Source organism: Pseudomonas sp. PDM03 (genome assembly GCF_014852385.1).
Lineage (GTDB): Bacteria > Pseudomonadota > Gammaproteobacteria > Pseudomonadales > Pseudomonadaceae > Aquipseudomonas > Aquipseudomonas migulae.
Genome location: NZ_JACVBM010000018.1, coordinates 83386 through 102855, shown reverse-complemented (window position 1 = coordinate 102855; position 19470 = coordinate 83386). Strand labels below are relative to the sequence as shown.

Genomic DNA, 19470 nt, shown 5'->3' with positions numbered 1-19470 from the left:
TCCCACATGGGGTTTTGCGTTGATTGAACAACCTGGCAGCACCACGCATTACTGTAGGAGCCGGCTTGCTGCGGGCGGCGTTCCGACGATTGAGGTCTGACAGTCACTTTATGTGTGTCTGTCAGGCCCTCATCGCCAGCAAGCCAGCTCCTACAGGGTTTTGCATGGTTCACAAATACTGGCAACACCACCATCCACTGTAGGAGCCGGCTTGCTGCGGGCGGCGTTCCGACGATTGAGGTCTGACAGTCGCCTTATGGGTGTCTGTCGGATCGCTATCGCCAGCAAGCCGGCTCCTACAGGGAGTTGCGGTGTGTCAGTTAGTTTTGCGGTGTGTCGGTGGGTTTGGCGGCGTGTCAGTAGTGGTTGGTGCCCATGCGGCAGGCGATTTCGAACGCCTGGCGGATCGCGCCGGGGTTGGCTTTGCCCTGGCCGGCGATATCAAACGCGGTGCCATGGGCGGGTGTGGTGATCGGGATAGGCAAGCCACCCTGCACCGTCACCCCACGGGAGAAGCCCATCAACTTGATCGCGATCTGTCCTTGGTCGTGGTACATCGTCACCACCGCGTCAAAGGCGCTCGCATCGCCCTGCACCTTGAGGAAAATCGTGTCGCCCGGATACGGCCCTTCCGCCGCAATCCCCAACGCCTGCACCGAACGTACGGCCGGACCGATGATGTCCAGCTCTTCGCGACCGAACGAGCCGTTGTCGCCGTTATGCGGGTTCAAGCCACAAACGCCGATGCGCGGTTTCGCCAGACCGTTGCGTTTGAGCGCGGTGTCGATCAGCTGGATCGCTTCCACCACCCGCGCTTGCGACAGCATGCCCGGCACCTCCGACAGCGCCACATGCGAGGTCACCCGCGATGTCCAGAGGTTGTCGAGCACATTGAATTCGCAGAACGGCCCGTGAAAATCCAGCAGCTCGGCGAACCAGTGCAACTCGTCGTTGTGGGCCATGCCGGCCATGTGCAGCGAGGTCTTGTTCAGCGGCCCGAATAGCACGGCGCCAGTGGTGCCGGCCTCGGTGAGACGCAGGGCTTTTTCCAGGGTGTCGAGACTGTAGCGGCCGCCGATGACGCTGGCTTCACTGCGTGGAAACTCGCCGATGGTGTCGCCGCGAAAGTCAAAGAACAACGGCGTGTCATCGACAAATGACAGCTGATCCAGCGACTCGACGCGACGGTACGGAAACTCCACCCCGGCGATACGCATGCCGCGCCGCATTTCCGCCTCGTCGGCAATCAGGATCACGTTGGCCTGGCTGCGAACCTGAGGCTCGGCGAGCAGGCGTGCGATCAGTTCCGGGCCGATGCCCGCCGGGTCGCCCAGGACCATGGCGATGGTTGTCTTGCTCATGCTTCACTCCTCAAGGGTTCGGGCCATGTACGGTCAATGGCGCTAGGCTCGCAGCGATAAACCCGCTGCGCGTTGCTGTAGAACAGGCGCTCCTGATCCGCCCATGGCAGGTCAGCAACGATGGATTTGAAACCGCTGTAGATGTCGTCGAACGAGCCGCACAGGCTGTCCACCGGAAAATTGCTGGCGAACATCACGCGGTCGGTGCCGAACATGGCGATCACTTCGCGCACGATCCAGGCATTGTCTTTGGCGCGCCACGCCTGCCCTTTCAGGCCCAGGCCGGAAACCTTCACCTGCACGTTCGGCCACTCGGCCAGTCGTGCCATCGCCAGACGCCATCCCGCCAGGCCTTCGGCGCTGCGGTCATTAGGCAACCCGGCGTGGTTGAGAATCAGCGTGGTGCCGGGAAAGTCCCGGGCCAGCCGTTCGGCTTCGTAGAGGTTCCACCAGGGTGTCTGCAAATCGAAATGCAGCCCCAGCCCTTGCAGCGCGGCGTAACTGCGGCGCCAGTGTTCTTCGCTCATCAGGCTGCGAAGATGGCCAACCTGCGCCGTCGAAGTCGGGCCACCGGGTTTGTGGCGCACGCTGCGTACACACTTGAAACTCGCCTGCTCGGTGAGCACCGCGATGGCGTCCGGATGATCGAGCCAGGCCTGCGCGACGATTGCATTGGGTACGCCATAACGCGCCGCCAAACCTTCAATGAATCGGGTTTCGCCAATCGGGTCTTGCGGGTCCCATTCGGTCTCGATGTACACCGTTCGCACGACGTTATGCGGACCGGCATCGGCGAAGTAATCGTCGGGAAAATAGCGCCGCTTGATCGCGCTGTAGTCGCCGTAGCGAAACGGAATCCTGGCTTCAGGCGCGAGCCACGGATGGTGATTGATCGTCGGGTCCCAGAAGTGGTGATGGGCGTCGATGATCGGGCCCGTATACAACTCAGTCATGGCGCACCTCGTCGAGGCTGATGAACAACGTGGCGAAAACGAAGACCGCCGAACACGCCGCAAAGAACCCCAGCACCGGCGCGAATCCACCGGCCATTTGCAGGATCACGCCGACCAGGATCGGCACCGCAATCCCGCCCGTACTGCCGGCCATGTTCATCACACCGCCGATCAGGCCGACCCGCGCCGGCGCCGCCAGCAATGCCGGGAAGCTCCAGTAGAGGCTGCCCCACATCAGGAAAAACGCAGTCATGGCCAACAACGCCACGGCGGCAAAAGGGTTAGTCAGGGTCGGCAACAACAGGAACGCGCCGAGTGCCACCAGGCCGGAAAACGCCAGCAGGCTCTTGACCGCCACACCACGGCTGACACCTTTGCGGATCAGCCCGTCGCAGAGGAAACCACCGGTCAACGAGCCAAGCGCGCCGCAGACGAAAATCACGAACGTCGCCGCGCCAATGCCCTTGATATCGAAGCCGCGAGCCTGCGCCAGATAACTCGGCCCCCAGGTCAGCAAACCGAAATACACCATCGCCCAACTGGCGCGGCCGATCAGCAAACCGCTCAGGGAACGCGCCGCAATGCCCAGGCCTTTGACCGGCACCCGCGCCGCTTCGGCTGCCGGCGTGGCGCGCCCGGCGTTGATCTTCTCGAGTTCTTCGGCATTCACTTGCGGGTGGCTGGCCGGGTCATCGCGCAAATACCGACGCGCCAGCCAGGCCAGTACCAGCGTCGCGATACCGGCGATCACGAACGCCAGGCGCCATGAGTCCAGCGACGCGATCAGATAAGCAATGATTAGCCCGCCCAACGCCACGCCCAACGGGCTGCCGCTGTCCATCAGCACCGCGCCGCGACTGCGCTCGCTTGGCGCCAGCCACAAGGAAATCAGCTTGCCACCCGACGGGAACAAGGGAGCCTCGGCAGCACCGAGTGCAACGCGTGCGAACAACAATGACAAGCCGCCCGTGGCAAATGCCGCCAACACTTGAAACGTCCCCCACAACCCGGTGGACCAACTGATGACCCGGTGCGGGCCGAAGCGGTCGATCATCCAGCCGCCGGGAATCTGCAACAGCGCATAGGCCCAGAAGAAGCTGCTGAGGATCAGGCCTTGCATGCTCGGCGACAGGGAAAACTCATGGGCGATGGTCGGCATCGCAATGGACAGCGACACCCGGTCGATGAGGTTGACCATGGTCAACGCGAAGATGATCGCGAAGATCCGCCAGCGCACATTGCTGGCCTTGGTGGTGCCGGTCAGCGGTGTGGCCGCTGCGGCGGGTAATTGCAGGGAAGCACTGGAACGAGCCATGGTGCGTACCTCGAATTTATTATTTTTGTGAAGTTGCAAACGCTGACCTGTAGGAGCCGGCTTGCTGGCGATTGCGGTGGGTCAGGCGCTATCAATGTTGACTGATACACCGCTATCGCCAGCAAGCCGGCTCCTACAGTGATGGAGGTGCATCAATCGATATTGATGGCGCCTGACATTCCGCTATCGCCGGCAAGCCGGCTCCTACAGGGTTCGCGTTTTGCCGCGTTTTCACGGCATTGGTGAGCACTATCGAAGGCTCACTGATAACCGTCTAATCAAAACTTGAAATAAGGCGATAGCCTCGGGTTATGTCATGCCCTGCTTTCAGGGGGCTTTCAATGGATAAGGCCTGCATACACTTTCCACTCAAACTGCTCTGGCGCAAGGCCTGCGGCGATCATCACGATTTTTCCCGTGCCGAGCTATAACCCCAGGCTATCGGTGTATGTATTGTTTTGACTAGACGCGACGCCTGCGGCTTCCCACACTCGGGCCAGGCTTGCAGCTTTACCGCTCTGACAAGTCACTCATAACAACTACAAAAACGAGGCCCTTCCATGCGAAATGCATTCGTCCGTCGCACATCCCGTCTGTTTCTTGGCTGCACACTGATCGCCGCCGGCGCCCTACCCGCCCTGGCCCACGCCGCCTGGCAACCGGACAAGAACGTCGAAATCGTCGTCGCTGGCGGTCCCGGTGGCGGCACCGACCAGCTCGGCCGTTTGATCCAGTCGATCATTACCACCCACAAGCTGCTCGACGTGAATACCATCGTCCTCAACAAGGGCGGCGGGAATGGCGCCGAAGCGTTCCTCGACCTGAAAATGAACAAGGGCGATCCGGAAAAACTGGTGATCGGCACCAACAACATCTACCTGTTGCCGCTGGTGTCCAAGCTCGGCTACCAATGGCAGGAACTGACCCCCATCGCCGCAGTGGCCGAGGACGATTTCATTCTCTGGAGCTACAAAGACGCACCGTGGAAGGACGCCAAGGGCTTCTACGAAGCGGTCAAGGCTGACCCGTCGAACCTGCGCATGGGCGGCAGCCAGTCCAAGGACGTGGACCAGACCCTCACCCTGCTGTTGAACCAGACCACTCACAGCAAACTGGTGTACATCCCGTTCAAGAGCGGCAGCGAAGCCGCGACCCAACTGGCCGGCAAACACATCGCCGCCAACGTCAACAACCCCAGCGAAAGCATCAGCCAATGGCGCGGTGATCAGGTCGAGCCACTGTGCGTGTTCAGTAAAGAGCGCATGAGCTACACCGAGAAAGTCGCCGGCGACAAATCCTGGGCCGACGTGCCGACCTGTCACGAGCAGGGCCTGGGCATCGATCAGTACCGCTTCCCGCGTACCGTATTCATGCCCGGCGAAGTCACCGCCGAACAGCGGGCGTTCTATGTCGAGCTGATGCGCAAAGTCACCGAAACCCCGGAGTTCAAGGCCTACGTCAAACAGAACGCACTGGTGCCCACCTTCCTCGAAGGCGAGCCGCTGACCGCCTACATTGAGAAAGACACCGCCCGCGTCACCCCGGTGTTCAAAGAAGCCGGCTGGCTGAAAAACTGAGTTGCCGACGGCCGTCCGCCTGCGCACGGCCGTCACCTCTGGAGGTGTCCTCATGTCCCATTCTTCGGATTCACCGGCGCTGGTCGGTACCCGCTGGGTCGAACTCGGCTTGGCTGTCTTCACTGCGCTGATCGGCGTGGTGGTGATGTTCGGCAGTGTCGAACAAGGTATCGGCTGGGGCGATTCCGGCCCCGAGCCGGGTTACTTCCCCTTCTACATCGGCCTGATGCTCAGCGCCGCAAGCGTGGCCAACGGCGTGTTGACCCTGGTGCGCTGGCACGCCCTGAGCATTGCATTCGTCAGCCGCAGTGCGTTCAAGCAAGTGTTGTCGGTGTTCATCCCGATTGCGCTGTTCGTGGGCGCCATGCCATTCACCGGCATCTACGTGGCGTCGGCCTGCTTCATCGCCTGGTTCATGTGGCGTGACAAGGTCCGCGCCAAGCCTTACGGCAAACTGATGATCGGCAGCGTTTCCCTCGGCGCGGTGCTGGCCAGCTACCTGATTTTCGCGCTGTGGTTCAAGGTCCCGCTGGATGCCGGCCCGATGGGCGACTGGATTGCCCTGGCCGGGAGACATTTCAAATGAGCGAGTTCGATTCCCTGCTGCAAGGCATGAACCTGATCCTGACCCCGGGCCACATCGGCCTGATGGTGATCGGCGTGCTGCTGGGCATTCTGGTCGGCGTACTGCCCGGCCTCGGTGCCCCCAACGGCGTGGCGTTGTTGCTGCCGCTGACGTTCACCATGTCGCCGGTGTCGGCGATCATTCTGCTGTCGTGCATGTATTGGGGTGCGCTGTTCGGCGGCTCGATCACCTCGATCCTGTTCAACATCCCCGGCGAGCCCTCATCGGTGGCGACGACCTTCGACGGCTACCCGATGGCCCGCGAAGGCCGCGCCGCCGAAGCCCTCACCGCCGCCTTCAGTTCGGCACTGATCGGTGCGCTGGCCGGGGTGTTGTTGCTGACCTTTCTATCGACCAAGATCGCCGCATTCGCCATGTCGTTCAGTTCACCAGAGTTCTTCGCGGTGTACCTGTTGGCGTTCTGCACCTTCATCGGCATGAGCAAGAACCCGCCGCTGAAAACCGTGGTGGCGATGATGATCGGTTTCGCCATGGCGGCGGTCGGCATGGACACCGTGTCCGGCAACCTGCGCCTGACCTTCGACCAGCCGATCCTGATGACCGGCATCAGCTTCGAAGTGGCGGTGATCGGCCTGTTCGGCATCGGCGAAATCCTTTGCACGGTCGAGGAAGGCCTGGTGTTTCGCGGCGAGCATGCGCGCATTACGCCGATGGTGATACTGCGTACCTGGGCCAAGTTGCCGCGTTACTGGTGGACGATTGTGCGCAGCACGCTGGTCGGTTGCTGGATGGGCATCACGCCGGGCGGGCCGACGGCGGCCTCGTTCATGAGCTACAGCCTGGCGCGGCGTTTTTCGAAGAATCGCGAGAACTTCGGCAAGGGTGAACTCGAAGGCGTGATCGCTCCGGAAACCGCCGACCATGCCGCCGGCACCAGCGCCCTGCTGCCAATGCTGACCTTGGGCATTCCCGGTTCTGCTACGGCAGCGGTGATGCTCGGTGGCTTGATGATCTGGGGCTTGCACCCTGGCCCGACGTTGTTCGTCGAGCAGCACGATTTTGTCTGGGGCCTGATTGCGAGCATGTACCTGGGCAATGTGGTGAGCCTGATCGTGGTGCTGGCTACCGTGCCGCTGTTCGCCTCGATCCTGCGCATTCCGTTCTCGATCATTGCGCCGATCATCATCATGGTCTGCGCCATCGGTGCCTACTCGGTGCACAACTCGTTCTTCGACGTGGTGCTGATGCTGGGCTTCGGCGCGCTGGGTTACTTGTTCAAGAAACTCGGTTACCCGATTGCGCCGCTGGTGTTGGCGGCAGTGCTGGGCGACAAGGCTGAAGATGCGTTCCGTCAATCGATGCTGTTTTCTGACGGCCACTTGGGGATTTTCTGGTCCAACCCGCTGGTGGGCAGCCTGACCACGGCGGCGCTGCTGATGCTGTTCTGGCCGCTGATTTCCAAAGGGTTGAGCAGCCTGATGGGCCTGCGCAAACCCCACGTCGCCAAGACCAAATCGGTGCTGTGACACGGCAATGCTGGCAACGCCTGACATTTGTTGTCAGGCTTGCCGCAGTCTTTTTCGCGAGCGCGGCCCATGACCCGAATTCCTGATGCCAATGTGATCCACAGTCGACTGCGTCTGCGCCAATTGCGGCTGATGCTGGCGTTGCAGGAATTAGGCTCGCTGCGCCGCGCCGCCGACCACATCGGCATGACCCAACCGGCGGCGACCAAGATGTTGCACGAGGCCGAGGACTTGCTCGGCGTCGAACTCTTCGAGCGTCTGCCTCGGGGCATGCGCTCTACCCCGTTCGGTGAGACCGTCATCTACTACGCGCGCATGGTGTTTGCCGAACTCAGCGGCATGCGAGAAGAACTGGTCGCCCTGGAATCCGGCAACCTCGGGCGGGTCGCCGTCGGGGCGATTCCGGCATTGGCCTCGGGGTTGCTGACTCGCACCATCGCCACCTTGAAGAAAAGCCATCCACGGTTGTCGATGAGTATTCAGGTCGATACCAGTGATGTACTGGTGCAGGCACTGTTGCAGGATCAGCTCGACATTGTGTTGGGGCGGATTCCGGCGGGTGCGCGGGCCGAAGAATTGCTGTTCGACAGCTTGGGTGAAGAGGAGCTGTGCGTGATTGCCGGTGCGCAGAATCCATTGGCGCGGGAGAAGAACCTGAGCTGGGCGGAATTGCAGAACATGACCTGGGTGTTGCAACAGCAACCGAGCCCGATGCGCGCGATCATCAATCAGGTGTTCCACAATGCGCGGGTCGACATTCCCAGCAGCATCGTCGAGACCACGTCGATCATGACCTTGCTGTCGTTGATCCAGCAGACCGACATGCTCGGCGTCACGCCGGTGTCGGTGGTCGAGGATTATCCGGGGCGTGATTTGCTGGCGGTGTTGCCGATCAAGTTTGAAGCGCGGTTGCCGCCGTATGGGTTGATTACCCGGCGTCATCGTATTCAGTCTTCGGCGATGCAGGCGTTTATGAATTCGGTGCGGGCTGAGCATGCTTTGAGTAAGTAGGCGGGCTTTGATTGGTTTTTTTGGTCGGAGTACATATCCGTTGTTTTTGTAACGGCGGCTATTGGTTTCGCCCTTACGGCGAGTCACTTTGGAAAAGCCCCAAAGTAACCAAAGGGCTCTTGCCCCTTTCGTTCGGTGCCTCGCTAATGCTCGGCATGCCCTCGCTCCGGTCCTGCTCCGTGGGCCCGCCGCCATCGGCCATCCATGGCCGGGGGCGGCTAACCCGGCATCCATGCCGGGTTGCCCACTGCGCAGAACCTCCACTCAGCCTCTCGAGGGGGCGACTACCGCCACAGCCGCCGAGGCGGCCTGAAAGCCGACCTGGCTCTTTGGGGGTACGCGTTGTCCTTCTCTGCTGCGCTCACCCATTCCGAATCTGTACACCACCCCCTGTAGGAGCCGGCTTGCTGGCGATGGACGTCAACGATAACGCGTACTGTCTGAATGAACGCGTTGCTCAGACGCTTTTCGCCAGCAAGCCGGCTCCTACACGGGATTGGGTTCACACGATTCAAAATTGTAGGAGCTGGCTTGCCAGCGATGGACGTCAACAATAACGCGGGCTGTCTGAATGAACGCGTCGCCCAGACGCTTTTCGCCGGCAAGCCGGCTCCTACAGGAAATCGCGTTTGCTTTTGATTTTCACCACTCATCAGGCCGAGCGTTAGCTCGCCTTCAGCTTTTGATCTGAGCGCCCCCTCGAGAGGCCGAGTGCAGGTTCTGCGCAGTGGGCAACCCGGCATGGATGCCGGGTTAGCCGCCCCCGGCCAGGGATGGCCGATGGCGGCGGGCCCACGGAGCAGGACCGGAGCGAGGGCATGCCGAGCCTAGGCGAGGCACCGAACGAAAGGGGCAAGAGCGCTTGGTTACTTGGCGCTTTTCCAAGTGACCCGCCGTAAGGGCGGAACCAATATCAGCCCTCAAAAAAAAACGGATATGCCCCCAACCGCTCTACCCCGCCTGACGAAACACAACCCCCAGACCAACAATAATCAGCACCATCCCCACCATGCTCAACACCGCAAGTTGGTTGCCGAAAAACAGATAATCCATCACCGCCGTCACCGCCGGCACCAGATAGAACAGACTGGTGACATTCACCAGATTGCCCCGGGCGATCAGCCGATACAGCAACAACGTCGCCAACACCGACACCACCAGCCCCATCCACAACACCGGCACGATGAAACCGCTGCTGCGTTCAAAGTAAAAGGGCTGGAACGGCACGAAAATCCCGCACAACAACAGCCCCGCCAGATACTGCACCGGCAGCGTACCGAGGGGATTATCGGTGATGCGTTTCTGCATGATCGAACCGAACGTCATGCTCGCCAACGCCAGCAAACCGAAAAACATCCCGGCCAGCGACATGCCAGCCAGACCAATGCCCTGATACACCACCATGATCAATCCGGCCAAACCCAGCATCAAACCGAACACCCGGTTCGCTGAGCGCTGGCGCTCCATGATCACCACCGTGAGGATGGGCTGCACGCCCATGATCGTGGCCATCACGCCCGGCGTGACCTTCAGGTCCAGGGCCAGCAGATAGAAAATCTGATAAGCGCCCAGCAACACCACACCAGTGGCCATCGCATACAGCATCGGCTTGCCACCCTTGGGCAGTTTCAGCTTGAGCAATGGCACCAGCAGCACCAATCCACAAAGCGCGATGGCGAAACGAATCAGCAAAAAAGCGAAGGGCGACGCGTGGGCCAGGCCCCATTTGGAGAAGATCGCCCCGCTGCTCCACAGCAAAACGAACAGGCTCGTGGACGCCGCCGCGAGCGCGGATTTTTTCGAAAGGACAAACATGAATACCACCTGTAGTCAGGCATAAAAAGCCAACTCAGCCGAAGCTGAAATCCAGTAGTTTTTCAGGCGAACGCTTTTAGAAGGGCATGGGAACAGCAGGGAAAGCTGATCAGCCCGAAACGCCAACGCCCGGCGGTGATACGACTGCGTACACCGGCGTGCTACGGACAGGTGGGGGGTAATGACTGATCTGCGCAGGCTGCTGATCCCCGCACGGCACGACGCCAGCGTGGACCGCTGAATCGACTACCGCGTTGATGAGGGAAGCAGGCATGGGCTGATCTTTTTTGATGGGATGGACGGTGAATGGAAATCACCGAGCGCTGACTATAACCAGCGCTCGACATGGATTGCAATGACTTGGACAAAGGGCCAGTAGATACAGGTTGTTCTCCGCGTTCTACCTTGGAGAGGAAAGCAAACGCCCGATAGTGGGAATATGGAATGACAAAGATTCAATGCCAAGGGAACGGACTCAACTTCGGTATCAGCTGTACAGATCAAATGCTCGAAAACTGGCAATTGCCACCCTATCCCGACTTCATCAAGATCTGGAGCATGGAGGGCAAGTCGGCTTCGATTTTTCCAGGATTCGTTTCGAACCAATCAACGCACAGGCATTGAATGCGTTCCAGCACTGGAATGATCCGCACTATTCATGGAATGAGGTCGTTGGATGGAAGGCAAAAGAGCCGATGTGTTTTGATCTGGCGATCTGGTTTGATCTGGAGTTATGCGGGCTGTGTTTTGCGAATCCAAACCAGAGTCGTCAACGAGTAAAGATCGTGCGATTGGAGGGTAATCCAGAAAGAGGTCATCCCCTGAAAAGTCTGATTGCTTCGCTCGCACTGACTGCTGTTACTCACTTTGCACAAATCATTGGCTGCAGACAGATCGAAATACAGGAACCTGTAAAGGGTGCCATCGCCATCTATCAGCAGCTTGGTTTTGAATTCGACACAGAGGGTCGGCTTGTGATGCTTATGGAGTGCGACTAATATCGGGCCAACTGCTCATTTAATGATCAACGCTGGAGATTCAATGAAAGCTCTCGCTGAAAAAAATATTGCAGATAGACAACCCATCAAGACAACACCGAGGCGACCTCCCACAGAGTTGCCAGAAAGTGTTTTGCGTCGCATCAGAGATACACTGGCAAACCCGGTAGCAGAAGAGCCGATGGGCGTTCTCGCGGGAGCCTCGTTTACCTTTTCCTCATAAAAAAACCGCTCACAAGGAGCGGTTCTTTATTCAAAGTGCGGTTTCACCCAAACAACCAATACCCCAACAACGTCAACACCACCACCGCGAGCACCGGCCGCAGCACACGGTAGGCTTTAGGATTGCGCCGCTTCCACTGCTTGACCACGCCGCTGACTTTGTCGCTGGAGTTCTTGCTCCAGGCGTAGGCCCGGTTAATCCCGCCGACACGCTCGTCATCAAGGTTCTGCGGCGCAGTGGCGCGACCGAGGAGGCTGCTGATCCAGCGGTTGATGCGGGTCATGACGCGGTTGCTCAACGGACGTTCGATGTCGCAGAACAGAATGACCCGGGTCTTCTCGGTTTCGTTCTTGACCCAGTGCACATAGGTTTCGTCGAACATCACGTCTTCGCCATCACGCCAGGCGTAAACCTGGCCGTCAACGAAGATGCGGCAATCATCGGAATTCGGCGTCGACAACCCCAGGTGATAACGCAGGGAACCGGCAAACGGATCGCGGTGCGGGTTGAGATGGCTTCCACCCGGCAGCAAGGCGAACATGGCGCCTTTGACGTTGGGAATGCTGCTGACCAGGGCCACGGTTTTCGGGCACAGCGTTTCGGCCGATGGCAGGGGTTTGTCGTACCACTTGAGGTAGAAACGCTTCCAGCCTTTCTTGAAGAACGAGCCAAAACCGGCGTCGTTGTTTTTCTCGGCGGCGCGAATGTAACCCTCATCAAACAGGTGCATCGCTTCGTCGCGGATGACTTCCCAATTGTCCTTGAGCACATCAAGTTCCGGGAACTTGCTGCGATCCAGATAGGGTTTGGACGGCACGCTGGAGAACAGGTACATCAAGGCGTTGTACGGTGCGAACAAAGCGGAGTGGTTGACGAACTGACGCAAGACCGGCAATCGCGCCTTGCCGCGCAAGTGCACATAGAGGGTACTGCCGAGGAACAGCAGCAACAGCGATGCCTTCGCGGCAATGGTAAAGGTCATCTACAACTCCTTGAGAATTAGCAACGCTGCACTACGCCATTTACCCGACGTGGCAGTCGGCCATGATAAACACTACCGGCCTCGGGCAAAACCCGCTTTTCTGAACATTCACTGTTAAAGATTGTGCAACAACGCACTTCTTAACATATGTCTCCTGAACGGGGGCTGACCTGGATCAGCCCACTTGTCGGGATCAAAATCGAAACATCACTGCTTTGATCTGTTCACGATTACTGCTGATTCTCCTGCTCGGTAAACAGATCGCTGAACAGCATGCTCGACAGGTAACGTTCACCGGAGTCCGGCAGAATCACCACGATGGTCTTGCCCTGCATTTCCGGCGTTTCGGCCAGGCGCACGGCCACAGCCATGGCCGCACCGCAAGAGATACCGCACAAAATCCCTTCCTCCTGCATCAAGCGCAAAGCCATCGCCTTGGATTCGTCATCGGTGACCAACTCGACCCGGTCCACCATCGACAGATCGAGGTTCTTCGGCACGAAGCCGGCACCGATGCCCTGGATCTTGTGAGGGCTAGGCTTGATCTCTTCACCGGCCAGCGCTTGCGTGATCACCGGAGACACCACGGGCTCCACCGCCACCGACAGAATCGGTTTGCCCTGGGTATTCTTGATATACCGCGAAACCCCGGTAATGGTTCCGCCCGTTCCGACGCCGGCCACCAGCACATCAACGGCACCGTCGGTGTCGTTCCAGATTTCCGGACCAGTGGTTTTCTCGTGAATGGCCGGGTTGGCCGGGTTTTCGAATTGCGCCGGCATGAAGTAGAGGGACGGGTCGCTGGCAACCATTTCAGTGGCCTTTTCGATCGCACCTTTCATGCCTTTGGCCGGCTCGGTCAGCACCAGTTCGGCGCCCAACGCCTTGAGCACCTTGCGCCGTTCGATGCTCATGGACGCTGGCATGGTCAGCACCAACTTGTAGCCCCGTGCGGCGGCGACAAACGCCAGGCCAATGCCGGTGTTGCCGGAGGTCGGTTCGACAATGGTCATGCCAGGCTTGAGTTTGCCGGTGCTTTCGGCGTCCCAGATCATGTTCGCGCCAATCCGGCACTTCACCGAGTAACCAGGGTTGCGCCCCTCGATCTTGGCCAGGATGGTCACGCCACGCGGCGCAATGCGGTTGATCTGCACCAGCGGCGTATTGCCGATGGAATGGGCGTTGTCAGCAAAGATACGGCTCATGGCTGGGTCCTTATGCAGCGTTGAATTAGCCCTCCACGGTATGCCTGTTGCCCGTGGTCGTCCAGTCAGTCGAACGTCCGGCCAGCGCAGCAGTCAATCGCTTTACACTGCCAGAGATTTGCCGCCATGAAGCGTCGATACAGTTGGCCTCTGTGGACCCTCGCCGGCCTCCTCATGTTAATGGTTGCCCTGCACATCGCCCTGCCCTATCTGGTACGTGACTACCTGAACGAACGATTGGCGAATATGGGTGACTATCGCGGACAGATCACCGACGTGGACCTGGCCCTGTGGCGCGGCGCCTACAAAATCAACGGGCTGAAAGTCGTCAAGGTCGAAGGCAAGGTCCCGGTGCCTTTCGTCAATGCGCCGCTGATCGATCTTTCCGTCAGTTGGCACTCGCTCTGGTATGACCACGCCGTGGTGGCCGAGGCGCAGTTCGTCAAACCCGAAGTGAACTTCGTCGACGGCGGCGCCAACAAGAAAAACTCCCAGACCGGTGAAGGCACCGATTGGCGGGCACAATTGGAGAAATTGCTGCCGATCACCCTGAACGAAGTGCGGATCAGCGACGGCAAGATCAGCTTCCGGAACTTCAATTCCAGGCCCCCCGTGAACATGAACGCTACCCAGGTGAACGCGAGCATTTACAACCTGACCAACGTCGTCGACAAGAAAGGCAAGCGCGACGCACGGTTCGATGGCAAAGCGCTACTGCTGGGGCACGCCCCACTGGAAACCAGCGCGACCTTCGATCCGCTGAGCAATTTCGAGGATTTCCAGTTCCGACTACGCGCCACGGGCATCGAACTCAAACGCATGAACGACTTCGCCTCGGCCTACGGCAAGTTCGATTTCAATGCCGGGCATGGTGATGTAGTGATTGAAGCGCAAGCGAAAAAAGCCCAATTGACTGGCTACATCAAGCCACTGCTGAAAGACGTCGATGTCTTCAACTGGCAACAGGACGTCGAGAACAAGGACAAAGGGCTGTTCCGCTCCATTTGGGAGGCCATTGTCGGTGGCTCCGAAACCGTGCTGAAAAACCAGGGCAAGAACCAGTTTGCAACACGCGTTGAATTGAGTGGCAGCGTTCACCGGCAAGATATCAGCGCGTTCCACGCGTTTTTGCAGATTTTACGTAACGGTTTTGTCCAGGCCTTCAATGCCCAGTATGAACGGCCAAAGCCGGAGGCGGGCTGAGTCAAGATGTGACGCCCCATTCAGAGACTGAATAAGCCGTCTGCGTTCACAGTCGACCGGGCAGCGCGTTATAGTCGGGTACTACAATTATTGCGCCCCGCCCTGCCCTGTCAGGTCGGCGTTACCGTTCGAGGATTAGCAGATGAAGTTCGAAGGCACCCAGGCCTACGTCGCCACCGATGACTTGAAGCTGGCGGTCAACGCCGCCATCACCCTGGAGCGTCCGCTGCTGGTCAAGGGCGAGCCGGGCACCGGCAAGACCATGCTGGCCGAGCAGTTGGCGGAGTCCTTCGGCGCCAAGCTGATCACCTGGCACATCAAATCCACGACCAAGGCGCATCAGGGCCTGTACGAGTACGACGCGGTCAGCCGCCTGCGCGATTCGCAGCTGGGCACGGAAAAGGTCCATGACGTTCGCAACTACCTGAAAAAGGGCAAGCTCTGGGAGGCTTTCGAGTCTGAAGAGCGGGTGATTCTGCTGATCGACGAAATCGACAAGGCCGACATCGAGTTCCCGAACGACCTGCTGCAAGAACTCGACAAGATGGAGTTCTACGTTTACGAGATCGACGAGACCATCAAGGCCAAGAAGCGCCCGATCATCATCATTACCTCCAACAACGAAAAGGAGCTGCCGGACGCGTTCCTGCGCCGCTGCTTCTTCCACTACATCGCCTTCCCGGATCGCGTCACGCTGCAGAAAATCGTCGACGTGCACTACCCGAACATCAAGAAGGATCTGGTCAGCGAAGCGCTGGACGTGTTCTTCGACGTGCGCAAGGTGCCGGGCCTGAAGAAGAAGCCATCAACCTCCGAACTGGTGGACTGGCTGAAGCTGCTGATGGCCGACAACATCGGCGAAGCGGTGCTGCGCGAACGCGATCCGACCAAGGCCATTCCGCCGCTGGCCGGTGCCTTGGTGAAGAACGAACAGGACGTGCAATTGCTTGAGCGCCTGGCGTTCATGAGTCGTCGCGGTACTCGCTAAGCTCTGATTAAGTAGGGGCTAACGCCATGCTGCTCAACCTGTTCAATGAAATGCGCGCAGCCAAGGTGCCCGTCTCGGTGCGCGAGCTGCTGGACCTGATCAACGCGCTGAAACAGCGCGTGACCTTCGCCGACATGGACGAGTTCTACTACTTGTCCCGGGCGATTCTGGTGAAGGACGAAAAGCATTTCGACAAGTTCGACCGGGCTTTCGGTGCGTACTTCAATGGCCTGGAGAAACTCGACGATCACCTTCAGGCCCTGATTCCTGAAGACTGGTTGCGCAAGGAATTCGAGCGTTCGCTGACCGACGAAGAGCGGGCGGCGATCCAATCTCTTGGCGGCCTGGACAAGCTGATCGAAGAATTCAAGAAACGCCTGGAAGAACAGAAAGAACGCCACGCCGGTGGCAACAAGTGGATCGGCACCGGAGGCACCAGCCCGTTCGGTTCCGGCGGCTTCAACCCGGAAGGCATTCGGGTCGGCGATGCCGGCAAGCGCCAGGGCAAGGCGGTCAAGGTCTGGGATCAGCGCGAGTACAAGAACCTCGACGATTCGGTGGAACTGGGCACGCGCAACATCAAGGTCGCCCTGCGTCGGCTGCGAAAATTCGCCCGTCAGGGAGCGGCCGAAGAGCTGGACATCGATGGCACCATCGACCACACCGCCAAAGATGCCGGGTTGCTGAGTATCCAGATGCGGCCGGAGCGGCGTAACACCGTCAAGTTGTTGCTGCTGTTCGACATCGGCGGTTCGATGGATGCGCACGTGAAGATCTGCGAGGAGTTGTTCTCGGCCTGCAAGACCGAGTTCAAACACCTGGAGTACTTCTACTTCCACAACTTCATTTATGAATCGGTGTGGAAGAACAACATGCGCCGCACCTCCGAGCGCACGTCGACCCAGGACCTGCTGCACAAGTACGGCGCCGACTACAAAGTGATCTTCATCGGTGACGCGGCGATGGCGCCTTATGAGATCACCCAGGCCGGCGGCAGCGTCGAGCACTGGAACGAAGAAGCCGGTTACGTGTGGATGCAGCGGTTCAAGGAGAAGTACAAGAAGCTCATCTGGATCAACCCGTATCCGAAAGATACGTGGGGCTATACGTCCTCGACCAATATCGTTCGGGATTTGATTGATGACCAGATGTACCCGCTGACGTTGCGGGGGCTTGAAGAAGGGATGCGGTTTCTTTCCAAGTAATCTTTGCAGCCCGCCAGGGCCCCATCGCGAGCAGGCTCGCTCCCACACTGGATTTTGAGCGTACACAAATTATGTGTTCGCAGAAGTTCAACTGTGGGAGTGAGCCTGCTCGCGATGCTTTTAGCGGCCTGAAAACCGCCGCAAATACTCGACCTGTTCACGATGCGCGACATCCTGCACCACCGGCCGCAACCGCACCGTCGCCCCCGGCAGACACTGCGCCAACCGCGCCAGGGCCAACGGCGTCAACGCCCCCAGTCGCGGATAACCGCCAATGGTCTGCCGATCATTGAGCAGCACAATCGGCTGCCCGTCCGGCGGCACCTGCACCGCGCCCAGCGGAATGCCCTCGGAAATCATCGGTTTGCCCTGGCATTGCAACGCCGTTCCCAGCAAGCGAATACCCATGCGGTCGGCGCGACTGTCGAGGGTCCAGGCGCTGTTGAACGCATCGAACAAGCTCTGGCCGCTGAATTCGCCGATCTGCGCGCCGAGTACCACGTCCAGTGGCAAATCGGATTTGAAGTCCGGTACTTGTTCGCGAGGCAACTCGCGCATCAGCAATGGCGCTTCAGCCGAGTAGCTCAGCGACGCACCTTTGGCTAACGCCCGCCCCATGCCGTCCAGCCCACCCAGCTCCTCACGCACCACCGTCGCGCTGCTGCCCAACACCTTCGGCGCATCAAAGCCGCCCGGCGCCGCGAGATAAGCCCGCGCTCCCAGGAGTGGTTGAGTGAACTGCAGGCGCTGACCTTTGCGCAGCTTGAAACTGCGCCACGGCGCCAGCGCCTGACCGTCCAACTGTGCGCCAAGGTCCGCCCCGGCCAGCGCGAGCAAGCAATCGTCCTCGGCCACCACGATAAATCCGCCGAGGGTGATTTCGATCACCGATGCATCCAGCGCATTGCCCAGCAGCCAGTTGGCCCAGGACATCGAGCGCCAATCCAGCCCGCCGCCCTGGGTCACGCCCAGATGCCGCACGCCAAAACGGCCGGAATCCTGCAACAGGCACAACGGTGTGCTCGCTTCAATCGATAGCCGGCTCATGCCTGCGCCTCCAGTGGCGTGTCGTCACCGCCCAGATTGATGAACTCGGCGTGGCTGACCGCTTGAAAACGCACGGTGTCGCCCGGTTGCATCAGGCTGTAGCCATCGCGTTCGCGGTCGAACAGTTTGGCCGGGGTGCGGCCGATCAGGTTCCAGCCGCCGGGGGACACCACCGGGTAGGCAGCGGTTTGCCGTTCGGCGATCCCGACACTGCCGGCCGCGACTTTTTTGCGCGGCGTATTCAGGCGCGGTGCGGCGAGGACTTCTTCCACCAACCCCATAAAGGCAAAACCCGGCGCGAAGCCCAAGGCGAACACCTGATACTCACGGTCACTGTGGCGGCGGATCACCTCCTCCACGGCCAGCCCGCTGCGCTGAGACAACAGACGCAATTCCGGACCGACGCTCACGTCATACCAGACCGGCAGCACATGACATTTGCCCCCGGTGCGGGTGTTGGGCGACAAATCGATCAGTGCTTCGGCGATCAATTCCCGCGCCTGCGCCGGGCTCAATGCGGTCAGATCGTAATGCACCATCAACGTCGTATACGACGGCACCAGATCGATCAGATGCGCACCAAACGCCGCACGCAGGTTTTCGCTGGCAGCGAGCATCCACGGCATGTTGGCTTCGGCGATCTCATCGAACAGCCGCACCATCAGGCAATCCAGCGCCACCACTTCCACCCGAAGTTTCATGGCGCACTCTGCTGATCGAGGGCTTCGCGAATGCGCCGCACGGCCGCCACCGAACTGGCGTTGTCGCCATGCACGCACAGAGTGTTGGCTTGCAAATGCAAGGCGCTGCCATCGCTGGCGGTCAGGTTGTCGCCACGGGCGATGGTCAGTGCCTGTTCGATGATTTTTTCCGGGTCGTGATGCACTGCACCCGGCAGTTGCCGCGAAACCAGCATGCCGGCGCTGTCGTAGGCACGATCGGCGAACGCTTCGAACCACAGCGTCACGCCGTACTCATCACCCAATCGCTGTGCGGCGCTGTTGTCGCGGGTGGCCATCAGCATCAGCGGCAACGTCTTGTCATAAGACGCCACGGCCTGCAGGACGGCGCGCAATTGCGCCGGGTTGGCCATCATGTCGTTGTACATCGCACCGTGGGGTTTGACGTAGCTGACACGCCCGCCCTGCGCCCGGCAGAGGCCGTCGAGGGCGCCGATCTGGTAGTGCAGAATGTCCTGAAGTTCCTGGGCGGTATACGCCATGGAGCGACGGCCGAACCCGACCAGATCCTGATAGGCCGGATGGGCGCCGATCTGCACGCCGTTGCTCAGGGCCAGGCTGACGGTCTTGCGCATGATGCTCGGGTCGCCGGCGTGAAAGCCGCAGGCGATGTTGGCGCAATCAATGAAGGGCATGATCTCGGCGTCCAGACCCATGGTCCAGTTGCCGTAGCTCTCGCCGATGTCGCAGTTCAATAGCAGGCGGCTCACGGTGAACACTCCTGTAGGTTCTGTT

General features: G+C 59.7%; 18 protein-coding genes. 8 read left to right on the top strand and 10 right to left on the bottom strand.

Going from position 1 to position 19470, the window contains the following annotated elements; all coding sequences use genetic code 11:
* Nucleotides 1-356 precede the first annotated feature (356 nt).
* The 3 genes from IB254_RS22540 to IB254_RS22530 are packed head-to-tail and all read right to left on the bottom strand — an operon-like array spanning nucleotide 357 to nucleotide 3629.
* Nucleotides 357-1361 (bottom strand): 4-hydroxythreonine-4-phosphate dehydrogenase PdxA, encoded by a 1005-nt coding sequence (locus IB254_RS22540; RefSeq protein ID WP_192419511.1) that lies wholly within the window; start codon nucleotides 1359-1361, stop codon nucleotides 357-359.
* The gene (locus IB254_RS22535) at nucleotides 1358-2314 is read right to left on the bottom strand and encodes an amidohydrolase family protein (protein WP_192419509.1); all 957 of its coding nucleotides are present in this window, start codon (nucleotides 2312-2314) and stop codon (nucleotides 1358-1360) included. The genes IB254_RS22540 and IB254_RS22535 overlap by 4 nt, the downstream gene beginning before the upstream one ends.
* Nucleotides 2307-3629 (bottom strand): MFS transporter, encoded by a 1323-nt coding sequence (locus IB254_RS22530; protein ID WP_008029058.1) that lies wholly within the window; start codon nucleotides 3627-3629, stop codon nucleotides 2307-2309. The genes IB254_RS22535 and IB254_RS22530 overlap by 8 nt, the downstream gene beginning before the upstream one ends.
* Nucleotides 3630-4189: 560 nt before the next feature.
* Here IB254_RS22530 and IB254_RS22525 point away from each other — a divergent pair.
* The 4 genes from IB254_RS22525 (at nucleotide 4190) to IB254_RS22510 (ending at nucleotide 8329) form a co-directional block, all read left to right on the top strand.
* Nucleotides 4190-5206 (top strand): Bug family tripartite tricarboxylate transporter substrate binding protein, encoded by a 1017-nt coding sequence (locus IB254_RS22525; protein ID WP_192419507.1) that lies wholly within the window; start codon nucleotides 4190-4192, stop codon nucleotides 5204-5206.
* Between the two features lie 52 nt (nucleotides 5207-5258).
* A complete protein-coding gene (locus IB254_RS22520) occupies nucleotides 5259-5792 on the top strand; it encodes a tripartite tricarboxylate transporter TctB family protein (protein WP_192419505.1) in 534 nt (177 codons plus the stop codon).
* Nucleotides 5789-7318, top strand: coding sequence for a tripartite tricarboxylate transporter permease (locus IB254_RS22515; RefSeq protein ID WP_192225918.1), 1530 nt, complete (start codon nucleotides 5789-5791; stop codon nucleotides 7316-7318). Before IB254_RS22520 ends, IB254_RS22515 begins: the two co-directional genes overlap by 4 nt.
* A 69-nt stretch (nucleotides 7319-7387) precedes the next feature.
* Entirely contained in the window at nucleotides 7388-8329 is a 942-nt protein-coding gene (locus tag IB254_RS22510) for a LysR family transcriptional regulator (protein WP_008029067.1), read from the top strand.
* A gap of 951 nt (nucleotides 8330-9280) precedes the next feature.
* On the opposite strand, the gene IB254_RS22505 is transcribed toward IB254_RS22510, so the two are convergent.
* Nucleotides 9281-10144 (bottom strand): DMT family transporter, encoded by an 864-nt coding sequence (locus IB254_RS22505; RefSeq protein WP_192419503.1) that lies wholly within the window; start codon nucleotides 10142-10144, stop codon nucleotides 9281-9283.
* 109 nt (nucleotides 10145-10253) lie between these two features.
* Nucleotides 10254-10418 (bottom strand): hypothetical protein, encoded by a 165-nt coding sequence (locus IB254_RS22500; protein ID WP_177318199.1) that lies wholly within the window; start codon nucleotides 10416-10418, stop codon nucleotides 10254-10256.
* A 184-nt stretch (nucleotides 10419-10602) separates the two neighbouring features.
* Here IB254_RS22500 and IB254_RS22495 point away from each other — a divergent pair, with 184 nt between their 5' ends.
* Nucleotides 10603-11142, top strand: coding sequence for a hypothetical protein (locus IB254_RS22495; protein WP_192419542.1), 540 nt, complete (start codon nucleotides 10603-10605; stop codon nucleotides 11140-11142).
* A gap of 266 nt (nucleotides 11143-11408) precedes the next feature.
* On the opposite strand, the gene IB254_RS22490 is transcribed toward IB254_RS22495, so the two are convergent.
* Both IB254_RS22490 and cysK read right to left on the bottom strand, forming a co-directional pair.
* Nucleotides 11409-12347 (bottom strand): aspartyl/asparaginyl beta-hydroxylase domain-containing protein, encoded by a 939-nt coding sequence (locus tag IB254_RS22490; RefSeq protein WP_192419500.1) that lies wholly within the window; start codon nucleotides 12345-12347, stop codon nucleotides 11409-11411.
* 230 nt (nucleotides 12348-12577) lie between these two features.
* Entirely contained in the window at nucleotides 12578-13552 is a 975-nt protein-coding gene (gene cysK, locus IB254_RS22485) for a cysteine synthase A (protein ID WP_008044885.1), read from the bottom strand.
* A gap of 126 nt (nucleotides 13553-13678) precedes the next feature.
* On the opposite strand from cysK, the gene IB254_RS22480 reads away from it, so the two are divergent.
* From IB254_RS22480 to IB254_RS22470, 3 genes are all read left to right on the top strand, one after another.
* Complete coding sequence (locus tag IB254_RS22480) at nucleotides 13679-14755, top strand: DUF748 domain-containing protein (RefSeq protein ID WP_192419498.1); 1077 nt, start codon at nucleotides 13679-13681, stop codon at nucleotides 14753-14755.
* Nucleotides 14756-14897: 142 nt separating this feature from the next.
* On the top strand, nucleotides 14898-15743 hold the full coding sequence (locus IB254_RS22475) for an AAA family ATPase (RefSeq protein WP_010462104.1): 846 nt from the start codon (nucleotides 14898-14900) through the stop codon (nucleotides 15741-15743).
* Nucleotides 15744-15769: 26 nt separating this feature from the next.
* Nucleotides 15770-16948 carry a vWA domain-containing protein gene (locus IB254_RS22470; RefSeq protein ID WP_008035063.1) on the top strand — a complete coding sequence of 393 codons (1179 nt, stop codon included), beginning with the start codon at nucleotides 15770-15772 and terminating at the stop codon, nucleotides 16946-16948.
* Nucleotides 16949-17068: 120 nt separating this feature from the next.
* On the opposite strand, the gene IB254_RS22465 is transcribed toward IB254_RS22470, so the two are convergent.
* Genes IB254_RS22465 through IB254_RS22455 form a run of 3 tightly spaced genes read right to left on the bottom strand, consistent with a single transcriptional unit; the run spans nucleotide 17069 to nucleotide 19445 of the window.
* Nucleotides 17069-17995, bottom strand: coding sequence for a biotin-dependent carboxyltransferase family protein (locus IB254_RS22465; RefSeq protein WP_192419496.1), 927 nt, complete (start codon nucleotides 17993-17995; stop codon nucleotides 17069-17071).
* Nucleotides 17992-18696, bottom strand: a complete 705-nt coding sequence (locus tag IB254_RS22460; protein ID WP_008035061.1) for a 5-oxoprolinase subunit B family protein — start codon at nucleotides 18694-18696, stop codon at nucleotides 17992-17994. Before IB254_RS22460 ends, IB254_RS22465 begins: the two co-directional genes overlap by 4 nt.
* The gene (locus tag IB254_RS22455) at nucleotides 18693-19445 is read right to left on the bottom strand and encodes a 5-oxoprolinase subunit PxpA (RefSeq protein ID WP_192419495.1); all 753 of its coding nucleotides are present in this window, start codon (nucleotides 19443-19445) and stop codon (nucleotides 18693-18695) included. The genes IB254_RS22460 and IB254_RS22455 overlap by 4 nt, the downstream gene beginning before the upstream one ends.
* Between the last annotated feature and the right edge of the window lie 25 nt (nucleotides 19446-19470).